Raw genomic sequence first — 20388 nt, forward strand, 5'->3', positions numbered from 1 at the left:
GGACCGCCAAGATCCGTCACAATCGGGGCATGGAACCGGTACCGGAGGACTGGACGCGGGCGCTGGCGATCGTGGCGCACCCCGACGACCTGGAGTACGGCTGCTCGGCGGCCATCGCCAAGTGGACCGCGCAGGGCAAGACCGTGGTGGAGCTGCTGGCCACGCGGGGCGAGGCGGGGATCGACGGGATGGACCCCGAGGAGGCCGCCCGCATCCGCACCGTGGAGCAGGTCGAGGCCGCCCGGATCGTCGGCGTGGAGACGGTGGAGTTCCTCGACCTTCCCGACGGCGTCCTGGAGTACGGGCTGCCGCTGCGGCGGAGGCTGGCCGAGGCGATCCGGCGGCACCGTCCCGAAGCGGTGATCTCCATCAGCTTCCGGGAGACCTTCCCCGGCGGGGGCTTCAACTACGCCGACCACCGTGTCCTGGGACTGGCCGTGGTCGACGCGATCCGCGACGCCGCCAACCGCTGGGTGTTCCGCGACCTGGACCTGGAACCGTGGCAGGGCGTGCGGTTCGCGCTGTTCGGCGGCTCCACCGAGGCCGGGCACTACGTGGACGTCACCGGCCATCTGGACGCGGGCATCGCGTCCCTGCGGGCCCACAAGCTCTACTTCGAGGGCCTCGGGCGGGACTTCGACCCGGCCGCGTTCCTCACCGGGATGATGGAGTCGGCGGCGGAGTCGCTGGGCGAGGACGCCGGTGTCCGGCACGCCCTCCCGCTGGAGATGATCACTCCCTGAGACGCCCGCGCGCGAACGAGGCCCGCCCTGAGCGCAGGCTCGGGACGGGCCTCCGTGCCGCCTTGGCGCCGGCCCCAGCGCGGCGGTGCCGCCGCGCCGGGGTCAGCGGACCTCGGTGATCTCCGGGCCGCGTTCGAAGGGGTTGAAGGTCTCGACCTTCTCCTCCTCGTCCTCGGCGGACGCCTCGCTGAACTCCTTGGGGATCCGCAGCTCCAGCAGCTCCCGCGGCGGCATCGGGGCCTCGCCCCTGACGACCACGATGTTGCGGAACACGTCCTCCAGGATCTGGAACTGCTCCTCGTCCTGGACCGCGGCGCCCTGCACCACGCCCTGGAGGAACCAGCGCGGGCCGTCCACCCCGATGAAGCGGATGACCTGCGGCGCCCAGCCCTGCTCGATGTACTCGGCGGGGAGCTGCTCGCGGACCTCCTGCGGCATCTCCGCCAGCACCTCGTCGGTCAGCGCCGCGGGGACCATCGCCAGCAGCTCGGTCCCGAACGGGCCCTCCTGCTCCTGGGTCTGGCCGTTGGCGTCCTCCTCGATGTCCCTGGCGGTCTCGCGGCGCACGTCGTCCCAGATGCCGCTGCGCTTGGGCGCGGCGAACGCCTGCAACTGCAGGGCGCTCTGCTCGTACTGGACGAGCACCGCGACCGGGCGGCCGTCCAGAGGGTTGCCCTCGTCGTCGACCTGGGTCGCCTCGAAGTTCACCTGGAAGCCCAGCCCGGACGCCACCGGGATCAGCAGCGAGCCGAAATCGAGCCGCTGCAGCTCGGGGTAGTCGTCCTCGGAGTCCCAGGGGCCGCCCTCCTCGGCGGCGGCCGTCTCGGGAGCCTCGTCGTCCGCGGCGTCCTCAGCCGGGGCGTTCCCGGTCTCCTCGTCGGTCGGCTCGGGGCCCTCGGCGGGCTCCTCGGCCTGACGGCGACGTCCAAAAGCCACGACTCACGCTCCTTCTTCGCTCAGCCCATTATCCGCGAAACCGCCCGTGGAGCCGAATCCTGAGGCGCCGCGAGCCGATCCGGGCAGCTCGGTCACCTCGTGGAAGACCGCATGCTCCACCCGCTGGACGACCATCTGGGCGATGCGGTCGCCGCGCCGCAGTCGTACGGTGGTGCGGGCATCGGTGTTGAGCAGCGTCACGTGGATCTCACCCCGGTAACCCGCGTCCACGGTGCCGGGCGCGTTCACGATGGTCACTCCCAACCTAGCGCCCAATCCGGAGCGGGGGTGAATGAACGCCGCGTAGCCGTCCGGCAGCGCGATGGCGACCCCGGTGGGCACGACCGCGCGTTCCCCTGGGGCCAGTTCGACGTCCACTGCGGCGAACAGGTCCGCTCCCGCATCACCTGCGTGAGCATAGGATGGCGGCGGCAGCTCAGGATCCAGTCGCCGCAGGAGCACATCGACCTTGTTGGTCACGGTCACACCTCGCATCGGAATGGGCCAGTCGACCCTACCGATCCCAGGGCGCGCGACGCGCGTCCGCTAGGGCGTGTCCGCCGTGCTGCTGCCGACGGCCCTCCTCGCGGCATCAAACGCCTGCCGTTCACGTACTGACCGGGGTGCCGGCCCGGAACGCCCGGCGGTAGGCGCCCGGCGTCGTCCCCAGCGCGTTGAGGAAGCGCCTCCGGAGATTCGTGGCGGAGGACAGCCCCACGCGACGCGCGACCGCGTCCAAGGAAAGGTCGGTGGCCTCCAGCAGTTCCCGGGCCATGGCGATCCGCCGGGCGAGCAGCCACTGCCCCGGGCTGGTGCCGAGCTGGTCGGCGAACCGCCGGGCGAGGGTACGCGCCGAGACGCCCGCGTGCGCGGCCATGGCGTCCACGGTCACCGGCTCGCCGAGCCGTCCGGTCACCCACTCCAGCAACGGCGCGAGCGTGCCGTCGATCTGCGCGGGGTGCGGCGGCGCCGAGTACTGCAACTGGCCGCCCTCACGATGGGGCGGCATGACCATGGTCCGTGCGATGCGCGGCGTATTGGGCGCCTTGGTCCTCGCGTACCAGGTGCAGGCACAGGTCGAACCCGGCCCCGGCCCCCGCGCTGGTGGCCACGTCGCCGTGGTCCACGTACAGCACGTCCGCCTCGACCCGGATCCGTGGGAAGCGCGCGGCGAACTCGTCCACCAGCCTCCAATGCGTGGTCGCCCGCCGTCCGTCGAGCAGACCGGCGTGCGCCAGCGCGAAGGCGCCCGTGCAGATGCTGACCACCCGCGTCCCCCGGTCATGCGCGCGGCGCAGTGCCCGTACGACCGCGGGCGACGGGGGTTCCGCGGCGGGCAGCCAACCGGGGACGACCACGGTGTCCGCCCGGTCGAGCGCGTCCAGCCCGTCCGTCACGAGCATGTCGTACCCGGCGTGCGTCGTGACGGGTCCGGGCCGCTCGGCGCACACGCTGAAGGCGTACCGCGTCGGCAGCCCCTCCCGCTCGATCCCGAACACCTGGGCGGCGCAGGCGAGCTCGAAGGTCGACTGCGGCGGGCGAACGAGTGCCACCACCCGATGCATGGCAAGAAAGTACCGCAGCATGTCATTCCTGACACTCGGCGGGAGCCCACCCGGCCGCCACCCTGGTCCCATGACGACGGAACAGGATCCGGCCTACGAGTGGACCTCTGTCCAGGACGCACCGGTCCGCGAAGTCTTCCCGGGCATACGCGTTCGCCCGCTGTGGCAGGGCGACAACGGCGCGAAGGCCGCCGTGCTGGAGATGGACCCGAACACCGGCTGGCAGGGCGTCGACGTCCACGAACCCGGCCCCGAGGAGGTCTTCGTGGTCTCGGGCGTCTTCAACGACGGCGCCCGCGACTACCCGGCGGGCTCCTTCATCCACGCCCCCGCGGGCTCCTCGCACGTCCCGCAGACCACAACGGGGTGCACGCTGTTCCTTTTCTATCCGGAGGGCTAGGGCACGAGGTCGAGGCGTTCGGCCAGGGCGGCGCGATGGTGGCGCGGCGAACCCAGGAGGAGCTGGGCGCTCTTCGCGCGCTTGTAATAGAAATGGGCGTCGTGTTCCCAGGTGAAGCCTATTCCGCCGTGAAGGAGCAGGTGGTCCTTGGCGACCTGGAAAGAGGCTCGTCCCATGTAGGACTGGGCCAGGGACGCGGCAATAGGCAGGTCGGACGGGCTCTCGTCGGCCGCCCAGGCCGCGTAGCGCACGATCGATTCGGCCTGTTCGTACGTGCAGTGCATATCCGCCAGCTTGTGCTTGACGCCCTGGAAGGAACCCACGAACCGGCCGAACTGGACGCGTAGTTTCGCGTATTCGACGATCGTGTCCAGGCAATGACGGAGAACGCCCAGTTGTTCGGCGGCGAGTGCCACGGCGGCCAGATCCAGGGCGCCCTGGATCGCCTCGCCCGCGTCGGCGGGGCCGAATCGGCGGGCGGGCGCACCCGCGAATTCCAGGCGTGCCTGGGGACGGGTCAGATCGAGCGTCGTGAGGGGCGTGCGGGTCAGCCCCTCGGCGTCGGACTCGACCGCGTAGAGCCCGCCGTCCTCGGCGGCGACCAGGATCAGGTCGGCGTCCGCGCCGTTCACCACGTGCGCGGCGGTGCCGTGCAGCGCTCCATTGTCGGCGCGCACCGTCCGCCCGCCCGGTTCGGGGACGGCGAAGGTCGCGACCGTGCCGCCGGACGCGATCCCCGGAAGGTAGTCCTTGGCGGCCTCCACGTCACCCGACCGGAGGATCACGTTGGCCGCCAGGACCGCCGAGGCGAAGAACGGTGACGGGGTGAGCGCGGCGCCCAGCTCCTCCATGACCATGGCGACCTCGCCGTGCCCGGCCCCGGCGCCGCCGTACTCCTCGGGGATCGCCAGGCCGGGCAGGCCCAGCTCGCCCGACATCCGCTCCCACACGCGCGCGTCGTACGGCTCGGGCGCCTCGGCGATCTCGCGGACCCGGGCCATCGGCGCGGTGCCGGCCAGGAAGGAGCGGACGGACGCCGCCAGGTCCCGCTGCTCATCGGTCGGGATCAGCCTCACTTGCCCGCCTCCTTCGCCTGCGTCCCGACCTTGAGCTCGCGGAACGGCACCGTCCTGTCCACCTGGGGCTCGCGCGGCAGGCCCAGCACGCGGTCGCCGATGATGTTGCGCATGATCTCGTTGGTCCCGCCGCCCAGCGCCATGCCGGGCGCGAACGACAGCGCGGAGGCGATCCCGCCCTCGCCGTCGCCGTACGCCACGGCGTCGGGGCCGAGGATCTCGCCGGCGACGTCGGCGCCGTACAGGGTCAGCTCGGCCAGCAGCAGCTTGGCGACCGAGCCGCGCGCGCCGGGCTGGATCCCGGCCTTGACCTCCTGCGAGAGCCGCGCGTTGAACAGGTCGAAGGCCCGCTCCCGCAGGTAGAGGTCGACGAGCTGGTCGCGGACGGCCGCGTCGTCCAGCAGCCCCCGCTTGCGCGCGGCCGCCGCCAGGTTGGCGTACGAGGCGGGACGTTCGGTGCGCGCCGCGCCCATGCCGATCGACACCCGCTCGTGCAGCAGCGTGGTGACCGCGGCCGACCAGCCGCCGTTGACCTCGCCGACGACCTGGTCGGGCGCGATCCGCACGTCGTCGATGAAGATCTCGTTGAAGTGCGCCTCACCGGTCATGTCGCGCAGCGGCCGCACCGTCACCCCGGGATCGTGCAGGTCGATGACGAACATCGTGATGCCCGAGTGCTTGGGCACGTCCGGATCGGTACGGGCGATGACCAGCCCGAAGTCGGCCTGCCGTGCCACCGACGTCCAGACCTTCTGCCCGCTCACCACCCACGCGTCGCCGTCCAGCACCGCGCGGGTCTGGAGGGACGCCACGTCCGACCCGGCGCCGGGCTCGGAGAACATCTGGCACCAGATCTCCTCGCCGCGCAGGAGCGGCCTGATGTAGCGCCTCTTCTGCTCCTCGGTGCCGATGGACAGCAGCGTCGGCCCGCACATGCCCAGGCCGATCCCGAACACCCCGATCGGCAGCGTCACGCCCCGCGCCGCCTCCTGGAACGCGCGTTCCTCCGCGGCGCTCAGCCCCTGCCCGCCGTACTCGACCGGCCAGGTGATGCCGGAGTACCCGGCGTCGTAGAGCTTCGCCATGAAGGTCTTGGCGGTCGCGAGGTCGGGCTCCCGGGGCAGGCCGCGGGCGTGCTCGTCCAGCCACGCCCGGGCCCGCCTCCGGTATTCCTCCAGATCCGTCACGTGCGGCTCCTCGAAAACGGCGATCAGTGTCCGCTTACGCTAACCCGCACCCCACCCGAATGTCATTCGGTACAGCCGTGCCGGAGTGTCGCCTACGCGAGCGCGACCTCCACCGACAGCTCCGCGTCGGCCTTCTCCAGGTCCGCCTCCTCCAGGACGAGCTCGGCGATACGGCCCGCGGCGGCCAGGTCGGAGCGCGCGACGAGCCCGGTCGAGCCGCCGCGGACGACCGCGCGCCGGACATCGGCCCGCATCGACGCCTTCGCCTCCGACTTGGCCTTGCGGACCTGCCGCAGCGCCTCGGCCGTGGCGGCCAGGACCTCCGGGTCGCCGCCGGACGGCAGATCCGATCCCACCGGCCACGCCGCCCGGTGCACCGAGCCGTCCCGCCACCACGACCAGACCTCCTCGGTCACGAACGGAAGGACCGGCGCGAACAGCCGCAGCAGAACCGACAGCGCCGTGCGGAGCGCCGCCCGCGCCGACCGCGCCTCCCGCCCTTCGCCGTACGCGCGCGACTTGACCAGCTCCAGGTAGTCGTCGCAGAACTCCCAGAAGAACCGTTCGGTGCGTTCGAGCGCGCGAGCGTGGTCGTAGTTCTCGAAGTCCTCGGTCACCTGGTCCACGACCGAGGCCAGGGCCCTCAGCATGGCCAGGTCGAGCGGCTCGGTGACCTCCGCGTCCGGCTCCACCTCGCCCAGCCCCAGGACGAACCTCGACGCGTTGAGGATCTTGATGGCCAGCCGCCGGCCCACCGTGATCTGACCGGTGTCGAACGCGGTGTCCGCGCCGGGACGCCCGCTGGCCGACCAGTAGCGGACGGCGTCCGAGCCGTACTGCTCAAGCAGCCCCATGGGCGTGACGACGTTGCCCTTGGACTTGGCCATCTTCTTGCGGTCGGGGTCGAGGATCCAGCCCGACATCACCGTGTCGGTCCACGGCAGCTCGTCGTGCTCGAACTGCGCCCGGATGACCGTGGTGAACAGCCAGGTCCGGATGATGTCATGCGCCTGCGGGCGCAGGTCGTACGGGAAGACCGTGCCGAACAGCTCGGGGTCGTCCTCCCAGCCGCCCGCGATCTGCGGGCTCAGCGAGGACGTCGCCCAGGTGTCCATCACGTCCGGGTCGCCGGCGAAGCCGCCCGGCCTGCCGCGCCGGTCCTCGGAGAAGCCCGGCGGGACGTCCGTGGACGGGTCGACCGGCAGCGCGTCCTCGGACGGGACGATCGGCTCGTCGTAGATCGGCTCGCCCTCGTCGTCCAGCCGGTACCACACCGGGAAGGGGACGCCGAAGAACCGCTGCCGGGAGATCAGCCAGTCGGAGTTCAGGCCCTCGACCCAGTTCTCGTACCTGCCCCGCATGTAGGACGGGTGCCACACCAGCTCGCGGCCACGGGCCAGCAGCCGCTCGCGCAGGTCGCGGTCGCGCGCGCCGTTGCGGATGTACCACTGCCGGGTCGTGACGATCTCCAGCGGCCTGGTGCCCCGCTCGTAGAACTTGACCGGATGGGTGATCGTCCGCGGCTCGCCGTCCAGGTCGCCCGACTCGCGCAGCAGCTCGGCGATGCGCTGCCGGGCCGAGAAGACCGTCTTGCCCGCCAGCTCGTCGTACGGCCGCGCCGGGACGCCCTCGGGCGGGTCGGCGGCCAGCCGTCCGTCCCAGCCGATGACCGCGCGGGTGGGCAGGCCCAGCTCGCGCCACCACGTCACGTCCGTGACGTCGCCGAACGTGCAGACCATCGCGATGCCCGTGCCCTTCTCGGCGTCGGCGAGCCGGTGCGCGAGCACCGGGACCTCGACGCCGAACAGCGGCGTGCGGACCGTACGCCCGAACAGCTCCTGGTAGCGCTCGTCGTCGGGGTGCGCGACCAGCGCGACGCACGCGGGCAGCAGTTCGGGCCGCGTCGTCTCGATGTAGACCGGGCGATCCCCACCGTGGCCCTGCCGTTCCGGGGACGACCCAGGGCCGTGAAAGCGCAGCTTGTAGAAGGCGCCGGTGACCTCCCGGTCCTCCATCTCGGCCTGCGCGACGGCCGTGCGGAACGTCACGTCCCACATCGTCGGCGCCTCGGCCAGGTACGCCTCGCCGCGCGCCAGGTTGCGCAGGAACGCGCGTTGCGACACCGCCCGCGACCGGTCGCCGATCGTCGTGTAGAGCAGGCTCCAGTCGACCGACAGGCCGACCCGGAGCAGCACCTCCTCGAACGCCTTCTCGTCGAGCCCGGTGAGCCGCTCGCACAGCTCGATGAAGTTCCTCCTGCTCACCGGAACCTGGCGTTTCGGATCGGGCTTGGCGGGCGGCTCGAACGCCGGTTCATACGGCAGCGAAGGATCGCAGCGGACGCCGAAGTGGTTCTGCACCCGGCGCTCGGTGGGCAGGCCGTTGTCGTCCCAGCCGATCGGGTAGAAGACCGCGCGGCCGCGCATCCGCTGGAACCGCGCGATGGTGTCGGTGTGGGTGTAGGAGAAGACGTGGCCGACGTGCAGTTGCCCGCTGACCGTGGGCGGCGGCGTGTCGATGGAGAAGACCTCGTCCGCCGGCCTGCCGCGGTCGAAACGGTACGTCCCGTCGTCCTGCCAGCGGCGTACCCACTTCTCCTCCAAGCCGTCCAGAGAGGGCTTGGCGGGAACGCTGGGAGTACGCGGCTGTCCTGTCATGCGCCAATGGTAGGGACGCCGTCCGGAAAGTCATGCCGATTTTCGCTCGCGCCGCGCACGGCTCCACCCCCGCCGACCACGGGTTTCGCCCACAGGGCCCACGGTTCCGCGCCTGCCGCGCATGGCGAAGGTCTTCCGGGGGATGCCGTTCCGGTAGCGTCGGCAGGGACGCGGACGACGGAAGGACGATCATGGCGGACAGAGGCGACCTCGGCTGGCGGGTGATGGCCGCCGGCGCGGCCTTCGCGGGCGGTTTCGTCGCCAAGAAGGCGATCGCATTCGCCTGGAAGAAGAGCACCGGCAAGGAGCCGCCGACCAACCCCGAGTCCCCCGAGGTCGCGCTGAGCGAGGCGATCGGCTGGGTCGTGGTGATGGGGATCGGGATGGAGCTGGCCCGGCTGATGGCGACCCGCGCGGCGGCCCGGCAGTGGGCGAAGGGAACGGGCGAACTGCCGTCCCACCTGAGGACCGAAGCCTGACGTTCTGCGTATCGTGGTCGGTCCCGCGACACGAAGGGACCGGCCACGATGCCCCTCATCGACAGGATCACGCTGCCGTTCGACACCGCGCTGCGCGCCGAGCGCGTCCGGCTGATCGAGACGCTGGAGAAGCTGTCGGACGAGGACTTCACCTCAGGCCCCACGCTGTGCGCCGGATGGTCGCCGCGCGACATCCTGGGCCATCTCATCGGGGTGGACTACCTGCTGGGCTCGTACCTCCCGTACGGGCTGCGGGTGACCGCCGCCAACCAGGGCCAGGTCGAACGGGTCAGGAGGATGCCCCGGCACCGCCTGATGGAATGGGCCCGGCACTGGGCCGCCTCGCCCAGTCCCACCTCACGGCTCGGCGGCCTGCTCATCCTCGGCGACCTCGCCATCCATCACCAGGACATCGTCCGCGGCCTGGGACTGCACCGCGAGGTGCCGGACGAGACGGCGACCGCGATCTTCCGCGAGGGCCTGCAACTGAGCCTGTGGACGAACCGGCGCGTGGTGCGCCACCGTCTCGTCCCGACCGACGGTCACCGCCCGTTCGCGCTCCCGGCGGCCCGTGACGGCGACGTCCACGGCACCCGCGAGGCGCTCGGGATGTGGCTGGCCGGCCGCGACTCGGTCGCCGGCGAACTCCGGTTCGCCTGACCGTCCGGCCCGCTACCGCCTCTTCCCGCGCGGGGCGCGCTTCAGGGCGGGGAAGGTGCCGGGGAGCGGGGGTGGAGGCGGAGGAGCGGGAACGCCACTGGCCAGGTCGGCGCGGACGGCGGCGGCCAGGCCCTTGGTGGCGGTGCGGTTCAGGACCGCGCCGGCGGCGGCGCCGGTCAGGAACGGCCCGAGGGTGGTCATGCTGCGGCCGAACGTGCGCAGCAGGCGCTTGCGCAGGGCCGCCTTGGCGGCCGACCCCAGGGCGCTGGTGAACGACCCGGCCTCAAGGGGGTTGATCCCGCGCTGGCGCGCCCAGGAACTGAGGAAGGCGGCGCCCCTGGTCGCGCCCGTGCCCTCGATCCGCACCCCGTAGACCTCGTGCAGCTCGGCGATCATCTTGACCTCGATCGCGGCGATGACCAGGGTCTCGGCGGCGAGCTGGGCGGGCGCGGTGAGCAGCAGCGGCGGGGCGGCGAACTCGGCGGCGGCCAGCGCGCCCGCGGCGGCGCCGACCGTGGTCGTGGCGTTGGAGGCCACCCGGACGATGCTGTCGGCCAGCTCCTCCCCGGTCAGGCCGTGGTGGTGCGCGCTCAGCGTCTCCAGGTCGCGGATCGGGATGTGCGGCGCGGCCTCCACCATCAGGTCGGCCAGCCAGCGGCCGCGCGCCACGCCCGCGGCGCCTGCCCTGCGGGCGCTCTGGCCCAGCAGGCGGGCCAGCCGGCCCAGCAGGCGACCACGGGTCTCGCGGTCCATGTCGTCCTCGGCGGAGAGCCGTCCGATCAGCTCGCCGATCTCGGCGGTGCGGTCGGATTCGAGCGGCACGAGTCCGGTCTCGTGCCGCTCCGCGTCGGGCGCGGGCCCGCCGCCGGGGTGGTGGTCATGGTCGTCGTGGCGTTCGGGATCGCCGGTCAACGGCACCTACCTCCGCTGTGATCCGCCCGCTCAGGCGGCGCACTCGCGGCAGATCGGCTGGCCGTTCTTCTCGGTGGCCAGCTGGCTGCGGTGGTGCACCAGGAAGCACCGGCTGCAGGTGAACTCGTCGGCCTGCCTCGGGACGACCCGGAAGGTCAGCTCCTCGTTCGACAGGTCGGCGCCCGGAAGCTCGGCGACCTCGCCGGCGTCCAGGTCCTCGTCGATGATGCTCGCGGCCTTGTCGGCGCGGCGGGCCTGGAGCTCCTGGAGGCTGTCCTCGCTCAGGTCGTCGTCTGTCTTACGCGGGCTGTCGTAGTCGGTCGCCATCTTCTATCTCCATCCCCCTCAGTGCTTTATGCGCCCCGTCGCGCGGATCTAACGCACGGAGGGCCGCAGTTGTGCCCGATCCGGGCGGGAAATTCTGTCACGGGCAGTGCCGTACGGCACACAAGGCGCGACGGTTCCCTGTGGTGACACCCGTCACCGGGATCACCACCCGCCTTTGTGTCTTACGTCACATGACCGGACAGCCATCGCGGACCTGATCAGGGCCGGGACGTCCCCCGGGCTTCGCACCGCGGGCGGGATCATATCGGTCCGCCGCCGATCGCGCGCGCCGACCCGGCCGCGGTCGGCCACCGACCCGGAGATATCGCCCTTCCAGCGAACCGCGCACGGTGGTGAAACGTCTGAACTAACGCGATATCGTGCCCGCTTGAGGTTGGAGAAAACGGGCCCCCGAGACAAAGCCACGGCGCTTGCCAGGGCGGCCCGCTCAGGGGGCCGCCCACGGCGGTTCGCGTCACCGACGTCACGCGGCACATCACTGCGGGTCAATGGAGGGTCGAAATGCCGGATGCCGCTCCGCTGGAGCCAGGCGATCCCCGGTCGTTGGGTCAGTACGAGGTCGTCGGACGACTCGGCGCGGGCGGCCAGGGGGCGGTCTTCCTCGGCAGGGCCCGCAACGGCGACCACGTCGCCATCAAGCTGTTGCACGCCCAGATGGCCGGCGACCCGGCCGCGCGCGCCAGATTCACCCGTGAGGTGACGGCCGCGCAGAAGGTCGAGCCGTTCTGCACCGCCCGGGTCCTCGAAGCGGACGTGCACGGCGACCAGCCGTACGTCGTCAGCGAGTTCATCGACGGCCCCTCGCTGCACGACGTGGTCGTCCACAACGGGCCGCGCGGCGCGGCCGAGCTGGAACGGCTGGCGATCGGCACGGTGACGGCGCTCGCCGCCATCCACGAGGCCGGGATCGTGCACCGCGACTTCAAGCCGAACAACGTCATGCTGGCCGCGGACGGCCCCCGGGTGGTCGACTTCGGCATCGCCCGGACGGTCAACTCCCAGGAGAGCGCGGTCACCGCGACGGGCATGGTCGTCGGCACGCCCGGCTACCTGGCGCCCGAGCAGCTCACCGGCGCGCCGCTCACCCCGGCCGTGGACATCTTCGCCTGGGGCGCCACGATGGTGTTCGCCGGCACCGGGCAGTCGCCGTTCGAGGCCGACACGCTGCCCGTGATCATCAACCGGATCCTCAACGAGGAGCCGGACCTGTCGGCGCTGCCGGCCGGGCCGCTGCGCGACCTGATCGGCCGCTGCCTGTCCAAGGACGCGGGCCTGCGCCCGCCCGCCGCGCAGCTCCTGCTCAACCTGCTCGGCCACGTCGGCGCGGCGCCCGCCAACCCGTCGGCGGGCCAGGAGGACCTGCTCAACCAGGGCACCAGGATCGCCGCGCAGATGCCGGCGCCGCCGCCCGTCCCGCCGGCGCCGCCGCCGCAGTACCAGCAGCAGACCACACCGCCGCCCCAGCCCATCACCCCGCCGCCCATGCCGATGCACCAGGGCGCGCCCCCCGGGCCCACCACCCCGCCGCCGCAGCCGATCACGCCGCCGCCGATGCCGATGTACCAGGGGCAGGGGTCCACGCCACCCCCCATGGCCATGCAGCAGCCGCCCCCGGTGCAGCACGGCGGCATGGCGGCGCCGCCGCGCCCGCCCTACCCGCCGCAGCAGCGGTCGTCCTCGAACGCGCCGGTCATCGTGGGGGTCGGCTGCGCCGTGCTCGCGGTGCTGGTCATCGCGGTGCTGATCGTCGTGATCGCCGCCAGCGGCGACGACCACGACGAACCGTCGTTCACCCTGCCGAGCACGTACTCGCCGACCCTGCCCACCCCGAACCGCAGCCTCAGCAGCGGCATCCTCGGCGTATGGCGCGGCACCGGCTTCCAGCCCGGCGCGGGGACCGGCCGCACCAGCTTCCAGACCCGGTTCTCGATGCTGGGCAGCAGCGGCATCGCGAGCTACACCTACACCAGCAGCCCGACCTGCACCACGCGGCTGACGCTGCTGACGAGCGACAAGGACGACGGCGAGGTCGTGTACCGGGAGACGCCGCTGGCCGGCCAGTCCGAGACCCAGTGCGCCCCGGGCTACGTGACGTTCAAGAACATCACGTCCGTCAGCATGCGCTGGGAGTGGAAGCAGAACCAGTACGACTCCTCCTACGCGGCCTTCGGGACGGTCACCAAGAGCTGACCGGCCGACCAGCGGACCCGACCGGATGACCCGGCGCCCACGCGCCGGGTCGTCACGGTCCTCCGGTCTTCGAGGAGAGCGATGCCCGAGATCGCCCCACTGCGCGCGGGGGATCCCCGGAGCCTTGGCCCGTACCGGCTCGTCGGCCTGCTCGGCGAGGGCGGCCAGGGCTCGGTCTACCTGGGCGAGGAGGCCCCGGAAGAGGACTCCGCGGCAGTCCCGGAGGAGGCTTCCGGCGGTGAGGCCGCCGGGGAGGCCGGGGAGAAGGAGGCGCCCCGGCGGGTGGCGGTCAAACTGCTGCACGCGCGGCTCACGGGGGACGCGCGGGCGCGGGCGCGGTTCGCGGCCGAGCTGGAGGTCGCCCGGCGCGTCGCGGCGTTCTGCACCGCCCCGATCCTGGACGCCGACGTCGAGGGCGACCGTCCCTACATCGTCAGCGAGTACATCGACGGGCCGTCCCTGTCACAGGTGGTCGCGTCCGACGGCACCCGCTCCGGCGCCGACCTGGACCGCCTCGCGATCGGGACGATGACCGCGCTCGCCGCGATCCACCAGGCCGGCGTCGTCCACCGCGACTTCAAGCCCGCCAACGTGCTGCTCGCGCCGGACGGCCCGCGCGTGATCGACTTCGGTATCGCCCGTGCCCTGGACGCCACCGGCACGCTGTCCAGCACCGCGGTCGGGACGCCGGCGTACATGGCCCCCGAGCAGATCACCGGCGCCCCCATCGGCCCGCAGGCCGATATCTGGGCGTGGGGCGCCACGATGATCTACGCGGCCTCCGGGCGCCCGCCGTTCGGGCAGGACTCCATCCCCACGGTCATGCACCGCATCCTGAACTTCCCGCCCGATCTGGGTTCGCTGACCGAGCCGCTGCGCGGGCTCGTCCAGGCGTGCCTCAACAAGCAGGCCGCGTACCGGCCGTCGTCCCAGCAGGTCCTCACCCACCTGCTGAGCCTGGCGGGGAGCCTGCCCGGCGCCGCGAACGGCGGTGCGCAGCCTGCGGCGATCCTGAACCAGGGGGCCGAGGCCGCCTCCACGCACACCAACACCCGGCTGGCCGCCTCGCTCCCCGCCACGCCCGTCACTCCACCACCGGCACCGGTGCCGGTGCCACCGCCGAGCGTCCCGCAGCCACCGGCGCCCTACGCCGCGCCACCACAGCAGCAGCCGTGGGGGCAGGCGGGCACCCTTCCCTGGCCGGGGACGGATCCCGCGCCCCCGGCGGGGAAGCCCGGCAGGCGCGGCATCGGCGTCCTGGCCGGCGCGGGCAGCGCCGCGCTCGTCGCGCTCATCCTGGGCGCCGGCGTGCTCATCGCCACGCTCCGGGACGGCGACGGCCCGTCCGGCGGCACGACCGGCAGGACGGGCGGTGAGCTGCGGATGTCCCTGAGCACGCTCTCCACCGACTCGTCCACGGGCCTCTCCCCGTCGAGCGCCCTGTACGGCACCGAGCGGCTCGTGGTCAAGCAGCTGTTCACCGGCCTGGTCGAGGCGATGCCGGACGGGACGTTCCAGAACCGCGCCGCCACCCGGATCACCCCGGACGCCACCTGCACGAGCTGGAGGATCGACCTGCGTACGGGCACCACGTTCAGCAACGGCGAACCGGTCACCCCCGAGTCGTTCATCCGGGGCTGGGACCGTGCCGCGCGGGACCCGGCGGGCCTGGCCTCGCTGCTGATCGGCGGCGTCAAGGGCTTCGACGACGTGCAGAGCGGCAGGAGCCGGACGATGACGGGGCTGCGCGGCTACGGGTCCGGGTTCCAAGTCGACCTCGCCTCGCCCGACTGCGAGTTCGCCCAGAAGCTGGGCGACCCGAGCCTGGCGCCCGTCCCCGAGGCGGCCGGTGCCCACGACAACAGCTCCTACAACGACCGCCCCATCGGCAACGGGCCCTTCAGGGTGGAGAACCACGTCAAGAACCGGAGCATCACGCTCGTCCGCAACGACTCCTGGGCCTACGGCAAGACCAAGCTGGACCGCGTCACCATCGAGCTGTCCGGGGACGCGGCGGCCGCGGGCCGCGCGGGTTTCGAGGAGGGCCGGTACCAGTGGGTGACGCTCGACCCGCAGCACCTCGGCACCGTCCCGCGCAGTTCCGCGATGGTGTCGCGTACGTTGCAGGGCCTGAACTACCTGATCCCCATCACCGCGCGCGGGCCGATGAAGTCGAGGGAGGCCAGGCTCGCCGTCTCCTACGCGCTCGACCGCGAGGCCCTGAGCAGGCTGCTGTACGGGGGTGTCTACGCCCCGGCCACGGGCCTCGTCCCGTCGTCCATCCCCGGCTTCGGGCAGAAGGGGCGCTGCCCGTCCTGCGACCGGACCGACCCCGCGAGGGCGCGGCAGCTCGCGCAGCAGGCGGGGCTGGGCACCGGCGCCGAGGTTCCGCTGTACGTGCGCAACCTGCCCAACCACCAGCGCTTGGGCCAGGCGGTGCGCGACCAGCTCCAGCGCAACCTCGGCTGGTCGGTGACGATCAGGGTCGTCGGCACGGCGGACTTCCGTACCTTCGCCAAGGAGATCGCCTCCGGTGACGCCGAGGGCCTGGCCACCTTCGCCTGGCTGCCGGACTACCCGTCCGCGCGGGCCATCCTGCACCCGCTGCTGGGCGGTGACCAGGTCGCCACCGCGGACAACGGCCTGAACAACTACTCGCTGTGGCGCGACGCGCGGTTCGACGAGCTCCTGAGCGCGGCCGTCCGGGAGCGGTCGGACGCGACCAGGCGCAGGCACCTGCAAGAGGCCGAGAAGCGCGCGCTGGACGACATGGCGATCGTCCCGGTCGTCTTCAGCGGGGCCGCGGGCCTGCGCAGCGACAGGCTCGTCGGGCTGCGGCTGGATCTGGACGGCCATCCCACCCTTGCCACGGCCGCCTTCAAGTGATCAGGCCCGGGTCGGCTGGGCGGCCGGGACCGGGCCGAGCGGCAGCCGTACCGTCACGATGAGGCCGCCGCCCTGGCGCGGCGCCGCGTGGACCGACCCCCGGTGGGCACGCGCCACGGACCGGACGATGGACAGGCCCAGCCCCGAGCCCTTGGCGGAGTCGACGCGATCGGCGTTCAGCCTGCGGAACGGCTCGAACAGCCGCTCCACCTCGTAGCCGGGCACCACCGGCCCGGTGTTCTCGACCTGGACGGTGGGGTAGCCGCCCAGCATCCCGGTGCGGACCCACACCTCGCCGCCGTCGTCGTTGTGCTTGATCGCGTTGTCCACCAGGTTGGACACCAGATGCTCCAGCAGCACCGGGTCGCCCTGCGTGACGCCCGAGGTCAGCTCCTTGCGGACGTTCACCTCGTGCTCGCGCTCGTCCCCCCGGCGCGCGATGTTCTCCAGCACGGTCACGGCGACGTCCTGGAGGTCCACCGGGGTGCGGGAGGTCAGCTCGCGCTCGCTGCGGGCCAGCAGCAGCAGGCCCTCGATCAGCCGCTCGTGCCGGGCGTTGGTGGCCAGCAGGGTCCGGCCGACGGCGCGCAGGTCGTCGGACGCCTCCGGGTCGCCGAGCGCCACCTCCAGCAGCGTCCGGTTGATCGCCAGCGGGGTGCGCAGCTCGTGCGAGGCGTTGGCGACGAACCGGCTCTGCGACTCGAACGCCTGCCCGAGCCGCTCCAGCATCGCGTCGAAGGTGTCGGCCAGTTCCTTGATCTCGTCGTTGGGGCCCTCCAGCGCGATCCGCTCGTGCAGCGTGCTCTCCGAGAGCCGGCGCGCCGTCGAGGTGACCCGCTGCAGGGGGCTCAGCGCCCGGTCGGCCACGAAGTAGCCGACCACCAGGGCGATGATCCCCACCCCGGCCAGCGCCAGCAGCAACCGCCCGACGAGCTGCCGCATGGTGAGTTCCTTCAGCACCTCCGGGTCGAGCGACCGCGTGGGGGTGTGGATGAGGTAGCCGCTCGGGAAGACCTGGTCGAGGATCTGCCCGACCAGAAAGTAGGTCACGCACAGCAGCAGCGCCCCCGCCGCGAAGAACAGCAGGCCGTACAGCACGGTGAGCCGCAGCCGCACGCTGACCCTGCTGGGCAGGCCGCGCATGTCGCCGTGGAACGCTCCCCCGCCCCTGGGCCGGCCGTTGCCCATGCCTCCGGGGTAGGTGGCCGTGGGGCCGGCCTGGTAGCCCGCGGTCATGGGGCCGGTCGTGGGACGGGTCTGGTACCCGCCCGGCGCGGGCCCGGTGGCGGGAGGCGGCTCGGTGGCTGGGCGCGGCTCGGTGGCTGGGCGCGGCTCGGCGGCTGGGCGCGGCTCGGCGGCGTGCTGCTCGTCCGCAGGCTTGGCGTGCCGCTCGGCGGCGGGGTCGGAGGTCACAGGCGGTACCCCACGCCCGGCACCGTCTCGATCACGGGCGGCTCCCCCAGCTTCTTGCGCAGCGTCATCATCGTCACCCGGACCACGTTGGTGAACGGGTCGATGTGCTCGTCCCATGCCTTCTCCAGCAACTGCTCGGAGCTCACCACCGCGCCGTCCGCGCTCAGCAGCACCTCCAGGACCGCGAACTCCTTGCGGGTCAGGTCGATCGGACGGCCGTCGCGGGACACCTCGCGGCGTGCCGGGTCCAGGGTGATCCCCGCGCGTTCCAGCACGGGCGGCAGCGGCGCGACGGCCCGGCGGCCCAGGGCGCGCACACGGGCGATCAGCTCGGCGAGGGCGAACGGCTTGGCCAGGTAGTCGTCGGCGCCGATCGACAGGCCATGCACCTTGTCGTCCAGCTCGCCCGCGGCGGTCAGCATGATGATCCGCGCCGGGTAGCGCTGCGCCACCAGCTGCTTGCAGACGTCGTCGCCGTGCACCCTGGGCAGGTCCCGGTCCAGGACGATCACGTCGTACTCGTTGACGCCCGCCCGTTCCAGCGCGCCCCCGCCGTCGTAGGCCACGTCCACCGCCAGCGACTCGCGGCGCAGGCCGGTGGCGATCGCGTCGGCGAGCACACGCTCGTCCTCGACGACTAGAACACGCACTGCGTCCCCCTCACTCAGGGCGGACCGCCGCGGGGGTGCGGGGGCCGCCACGATCCAGGTATCCCATGGCGCCCGTAAGACGCCCGTAAGCCGTCCCGGACGCGGGCGGACCTGGAATCGGCCCAGCTCAGCAAGCCGTCACGGGACGCCCGGCCGACATCGGAAAATCGTCCCGATGTCACCGTGCCCAAACAGGTTTATTTTCACTGTAATGCTGGGTAGAAGGGGCCTGATCCGGAGGGAGGCCCATGGGCGAACTGTCACGCATGATCCAGCAGCGGCTCGACGACGCGTACGAGTCGTTGCGCCACGCCCACGCAGATGGCGACATCTACCTGGCGGACATCCGCCAGGAGGAGATCAAGGAACTGCGCCGGATCGCAGCGAACCACGACATCGGCGTCGAACCGCCCCGCTGCGACTAGGAACGCGAGATTCCGGGGGCGGGCGTACCGGGAGCAGCGCCCGGCACACCCGCCCCCGTTCGCTCTTTCCGCAGGCCGGTGCCGCGCCGGCCCTGGTCGTGCTCTAGTCGTGCGCGGGGTCCAGCGGGGCCAGGAGATCGTGCAGGGCCTCGAAGGTGCCGGGACCGGCCGCGATGATCAGCTCGGGCCCGGGGTCGGTGGCGTGCAGCCCGCCCACCAGGCCGCCCGCCTCCTCGACGATCAGCGTGCCCGCCGCCATGTCCCACGCCTGAACGCCGCGCTCGTAGTACGCGTCCACCCGCCCGGCCGCCAGCGAGCACATGTCCACGCAGCAGGAGCCGCCGCGCCGGATGTCCCGGACGTTCGGCAGCACGCCCGTCAGCACCGTGGCCTGGTGCGCGCGGCGTTCGGGCGCGTACCCGAACCCGGTGGCGACCAGCGCCCGGTTCAGCGGGACGCCGGAGTTGCACCGCAGCTCCCGGGTCTCGCCGGAGGCCGTGCGCAGGAAGGCGCCGCCGCCCCGGACGGCGGTGTAGGTCTCACCGCGCCGGGGGATCTCCACGACCCCCACCATGGTCTCCCCGTCCAGCTCGGCGGCGATGGAGACGGCCCAGTCCGGCAGGTCGTAGAGGTAGTTGACGGTGCCGTCGATGGGGTCGACCACCCAGCGGACGCGGCTGGCGCCGACCCGGGTCCCGCTCTCCTCGCCCAGGAACCCGTCGTCGGGACGGGCCTCCCGGATCCGCTCGCTGATCAGCCGTTCGGCGGCCTGGTCCATGTGGGTGACCACGTCGGTGGGACTGGACTTGGTCTGGACGACGTCGGGACCGCTCGCCGGGCGCTTGTCGATCAGCATCCGGCCCGCTTCCCTGGCCGTGGCCACGGCGAGGTCCAGCAGGTCCTGCGGCAGGCCGCTCATGTCGCTCCGTCCTCCAGCAGCAGCTCGCGGGGCAGCGCCACGAAGCGCGGGTCGGTGTACGGGGTGCGGGCGCGGGCGAACGCCATCCCGAGCTTGGCGGCGCGGTCGGCGGCCTCGACGTCCAGGTCGTACTTGACCTCCATGTGGTCGGACACGAACCCGATCGGCGCCACGGCGACCGCCGTCACCCCCTCGGCGTCCAGGCTTTCCAGGTGGTCGACGATGTCCGGCTCAAGCCAGGGCTGGGACGGGGGTCCGCTGCGGCTCTGGTACGCCAGCGTCCAGGGGACGCCGGGGGCGGCGCGCCCGGCCACCCGCCGGGCGACCTCGTCCAGTTCGGCGACATAGTTCTCGCGTCCAGGCTGGGACAGGGGGACGCTGTGCGCGGTGAACACCAGCCGCCGGGTCGCGTCGGCGGGCAGTTCCGCCAGGGCGTCGCGCACCGCGTCCACGTACGGGTCCACGAACCCGGGGCGCAGGCAGTACACCGGCAGCTTGTCGATCAAGGGGGCGTCCGGGACCCGCGCCCGCGCCCGCGCGATGTCCTCAAGGTACTGATCGTTGGTCGAGTATCCGCTGTAGGCGGAGGTGACGAACGCGGCGGCGTGCCGGATCCCGTCGTCCTTCATGCGCCTGACGGTGTCGGCCAGGTAGGGGTCCCAGTTCCGGTTTCCCCAGTACACCGGCAGGTCCAGGCCGTGCGCGGCGAAGTCGGCCTCGATGGCGGCCTTGAGCTCCCGGCACTGCCGGTTGATCGGGCTGACACCGCCGAACAGGTGGTAGTGCTGCCCCACCTGCTCCAGGCGTTCGCGCGGGACGTTGCGGCCTCGGGTGACGTTCTCCAGGAACGGGATCACGTCGTCGGGGCCTTCGGGCCCGCCGAAGGACACCAAGAGCAGCGCGTCATACGTGCTCGCTCGACTCATGCCTCCATCCAACCAG

The 20388-nt window shown here is 72.3% G+C and carries 18 protein-coding genes and 1 pseudogene; 7 read left to right on the forward strand and 12 right to left on the reverse strand.

The window, feature by feature from the left end; all coding sequences use genetic code 11:
• Positions 1-29: 29 nt before the first annotated feature.
• Positions 30-743, forward strand: a complete 714-nt coding sequence (locus tag ACGWYJ_RS12565; protein WP_395106086.1) for a PIG-L deacetylase family protein — start codon at positions 30-32, stop codon at positions 741-743.
• Between the two features lie 102 nt (positions 744-845).
• On the opposite strand, the gene ACGWYJ_RS12570 is transcribed toward ACGWYJ_RS12565, so the two are convergent.
• From ACGWYJ_RS12570 to ACGWYJ_RS12580, 3 genes and pseudogenes are all read right to left on the reverse strand, one after another.
• On the reverse strand, positions 846-1679 hold the full coding sequence (locus ACGWYJ_RS12570) for a DUF3710 domain-containing protein (RefSeq protein ID WP_395106087.1): 834 nt from the start codon (positions 1677-1679) through the stop codon (positions 846-848).
• 3 nt (positions 1680-1682) lie between these two features.
• Complete coding sequence (gene dut, locus ACGWYJ_RS12575; RefSeq protein WP_395106088.1) at positions 1683-2159, reverse strand: dUTP diphosphatase; 477 nt, start codon at positions 2157-2159, stop codon at positions 1683-1685.
• Between the two features lie 127 nt (positions 2160-2286).
• A pseudogene (locus ACGWYJ_RS12580) lies at positions 2287-3244 on the reverse strand (GlxA family transcriptional regulator).
• 70 nt (positions 3245-3314) lie between these two features.
• Here ACGWYJ_RS12580 and ACGWYJ_RS12585 point away from each other — a divergent pair.
• Positions 3315-3644 (forward strand): cupin domain-containing protein, encoded by a 330-nt coding sequence (locus ACGWYJ_RS12585; RefSeq protein WP_395106089.1) that lies wholly within the window; start codon positions 3315-3317, stop codon positions 3642-3644.
• On the opposite strand, the gene ACGWYJ_RS12590 is transcribed toward ACGWYJ_RS12585, so the two are convergent.
• From ACGWYJ_RS12590 to valS, 3 genes are all read right to left on the reverse strand, one after another.
• Entirely contained in the window at positions 3641-4720 is a 1080-nt protein-coding gene (locus ACGWYJ_RS12590; RefSeq protein ID WP_395106090.1) for an acyl-CoA dehydrogenase family protein, read from the reverse strand. The genes ACGWYJ_RS12585 and ACGWYJ_RS12590 overlap by 4 nt on opposite strands.
• A complete protein-coding gene (locus tag ACGWYJ_RS12595) occupies positions 4717-5907 on the reverse strand; it encodes an acyl-CoA dehydrogenase family protein (protein ID WP_395106091.1) in 1191 nt (396 codons plus the stop codon). The genes ACGWYJ_RS12590 and ACGWYJ_RS12595 overlap by 4 nt, the downstream gene beginning before the upstream one ends.
• A gap of 92 nt (positions 5908-5999) precedes the next feature.
• A complete protein-coding gene (gene valS / locus ACGWYJ_RS12600) occupies positions 6000-8564 on the reverse strand; it encodes a valine--tRNA ligase (RefSeq protein WP_395106092.1) in 2565 nt (854 codons plus the stop codon).
• 191 nt (positions 8565-8755) lie between these two features.
• Between valS and ACGWYJ_RS12605 the strand changes: the two genes are divergently transcribed.
• Both ACGWYJ_RS12605 and ACGWYJ_RS12610 read left to right on the forward strand, forming a co-directional pair.
• Positions 8756-9043 carry a DUF4235 domain-containing protein gene (locus ACGWYJ_RS12605; protein ID WP_395106093.1) on the forward strand — a complete coding sequence of 96 codons (288 nt, stop codon included), beginning with the start codon at positions 8756-8758 and terminating at the stop codon, positions 9041-9043.
• 48 nt (positions 9044-9091) lie between these two features.
• A complete protein-coding gene (locus tag ACGWYJ_RS12610) occupies positions 9092-9703 on the forward strand; it encodes a maleylpyruvate isomerase family mycothiol-dependent enzyme (protein ID WP_395106094.1) in 612 nt (203 codons plus the stop codon).
• A gap of 12 nt (positions 9704-9715) precedes the next feature.
• On the opposite strand, the gene ACGWYJ_RS12615 is transcribed toward ACGWYJ_RS12610, so the two are convergent.
• Together ACGWYJ_RS12615 and ACGWYJ_RS12620 are read right to left on the reverse strand one after the other, a co-directional pair.
• Positions 9716-10615 carry a hypothetical protein gene (locus tag ACGWYJ_RS12615; protein WP_395106095.1) on the reverse strand — a complete coding sequence of 300 codons (900 nt, stop codon included), beginning with the start codon at positions 10613-10615 and terminating at the stop codon, positions 9716-9718.
• Between the two features lie 30 nt (positions 10616-10645).
• A complete protein-coding gene (locus ACGWYJ_RS12620; RefSeq protein ID WP_285695131.1) occupies positions 10646-10942 on the reverse strand; it encodes a DUF4193 domain-containing protein in 297 nt (98 codons plus the stop codon).
• Between the two features lie 522 nt (positions 10943-11464).
• Between ACGWYJ_RS12620 and ACGWYJ_RS12625 the strand changes: the two genes are divergently transcribed.
• Positions 11465-13153 carry a serine/threonine-protein kinase gene (locus tag ACGWYJ_RS12625; protein ID WP_395106096.1) on the forward strand — a complete coding sequence of 563 codons (1689 nt, stop codon included), beginning with the start codon at positions 11465-11467 and terminating at the stop codon, positions 13151-13153.
• 81 nt (positions 13154-13234) lie between these two features.
• Positions 13235-16039 carry an ABC transporter substrate-binding protein gene (locus ACGWYJ_RS12630; RefSeq protein WP_395106097.1) on the forward strand — a complete coding sequence of 935 codons (2805 nt, stop codon included), beginning with the start codon at positions 13235-13237 and terminating at the stop codon, positions 16037-16039.
• On the opposite strand, the gene ACGWYJ_RS12635 is transcribed toward ACGWYJ_RS12630, so the two are convergent.
• Both ACGWYJ_RS12635 and ACGWYJ_RS12640 read right to left on the reverse strand, forming a co-directional pair.
• Complete coding sequence (locus tag ACGWYJ_RS12635) at positions 16040-17452, reverse strand: sensor histidine kinase (RefSeq protein ID WP_395106098.1); 1413 nt, start codon at positions 17450-17452, stop codon at positions 16040-16042.
• A complete protein-coding gene (locus tag ACGWYJ_RS12640; protein ID WP_395106099.1) occupies positions 17449-18102 on the reverse strand; it encodes a response regulator transcription factor in 654 nt (217 codons plus the stop codon). Before ACGWYJ_RS12640 ends, ACGWYJ_RS12635 begins: the two co-directional genes overlap by 4 nt.
• 248 nt (positions 18103-18350) lie before the next feature.
• Between ACGWYJ_RS12640 and ACGWYJ_RS12645 the strand changes: the two genes are divergently transcribed.
• Complete coding sequence (locus tag ACGWYJ_RS12645) at positions 18351-18527, forward strand: hypothetical protein (protein ID WP_285695126.1); 177 nt, start codon at positions 18351-18353, stop codon at positions 18525-18527.
• A gap of 103 nt (positions 18528-18630) precedes the next feature.
• Here ACGWYJ_RS12645 and ACGWYJ_RS12650 read toward each other — a convergent pair whose 3' ends face one another.
• Both ACGWYJ_RS12650 and ACGWYJ_RS12655 read right to left on the reverse strand, forming a co-directional pair.
• Positions 18631-19446: an inositol monophosphatase family protein gene (locus ACGWYJ_RS12650; RefSeq protein WP_395106100.1), complete on the reverse strand. Its 816-nt coding sequence runs from the start codon at positions 19444-19446 to the stop codon at positions 18631-18633.
• Positions 19443-20372: a ferrochelatase gene (locus tag ACGWYJ_RS12655; RefSeq protein WP_395106101.1), complete on the reverse strand. Its 930-nt coding sequence runs from the start codon at positions 20370-20372 to the stop codon at positions 19443-19445. The genes ACGWYJ_RS12650 and ACGWYJ_RS12655 overlap by 4 nt, the downstream gene beginning before the upstream one ends.
• Positions 20373-20388: the final 16 nt, after the last annotated feature.

The organism is Actinomadura sp. SCN-SB (assembly GCF_043906805.1).
Classification (GTDB): domain Bacteria; phylum Actinomycetota; class Actinomycetes; order Streptosporangiales; family Streptosporangiaceae; genus Spirillospora.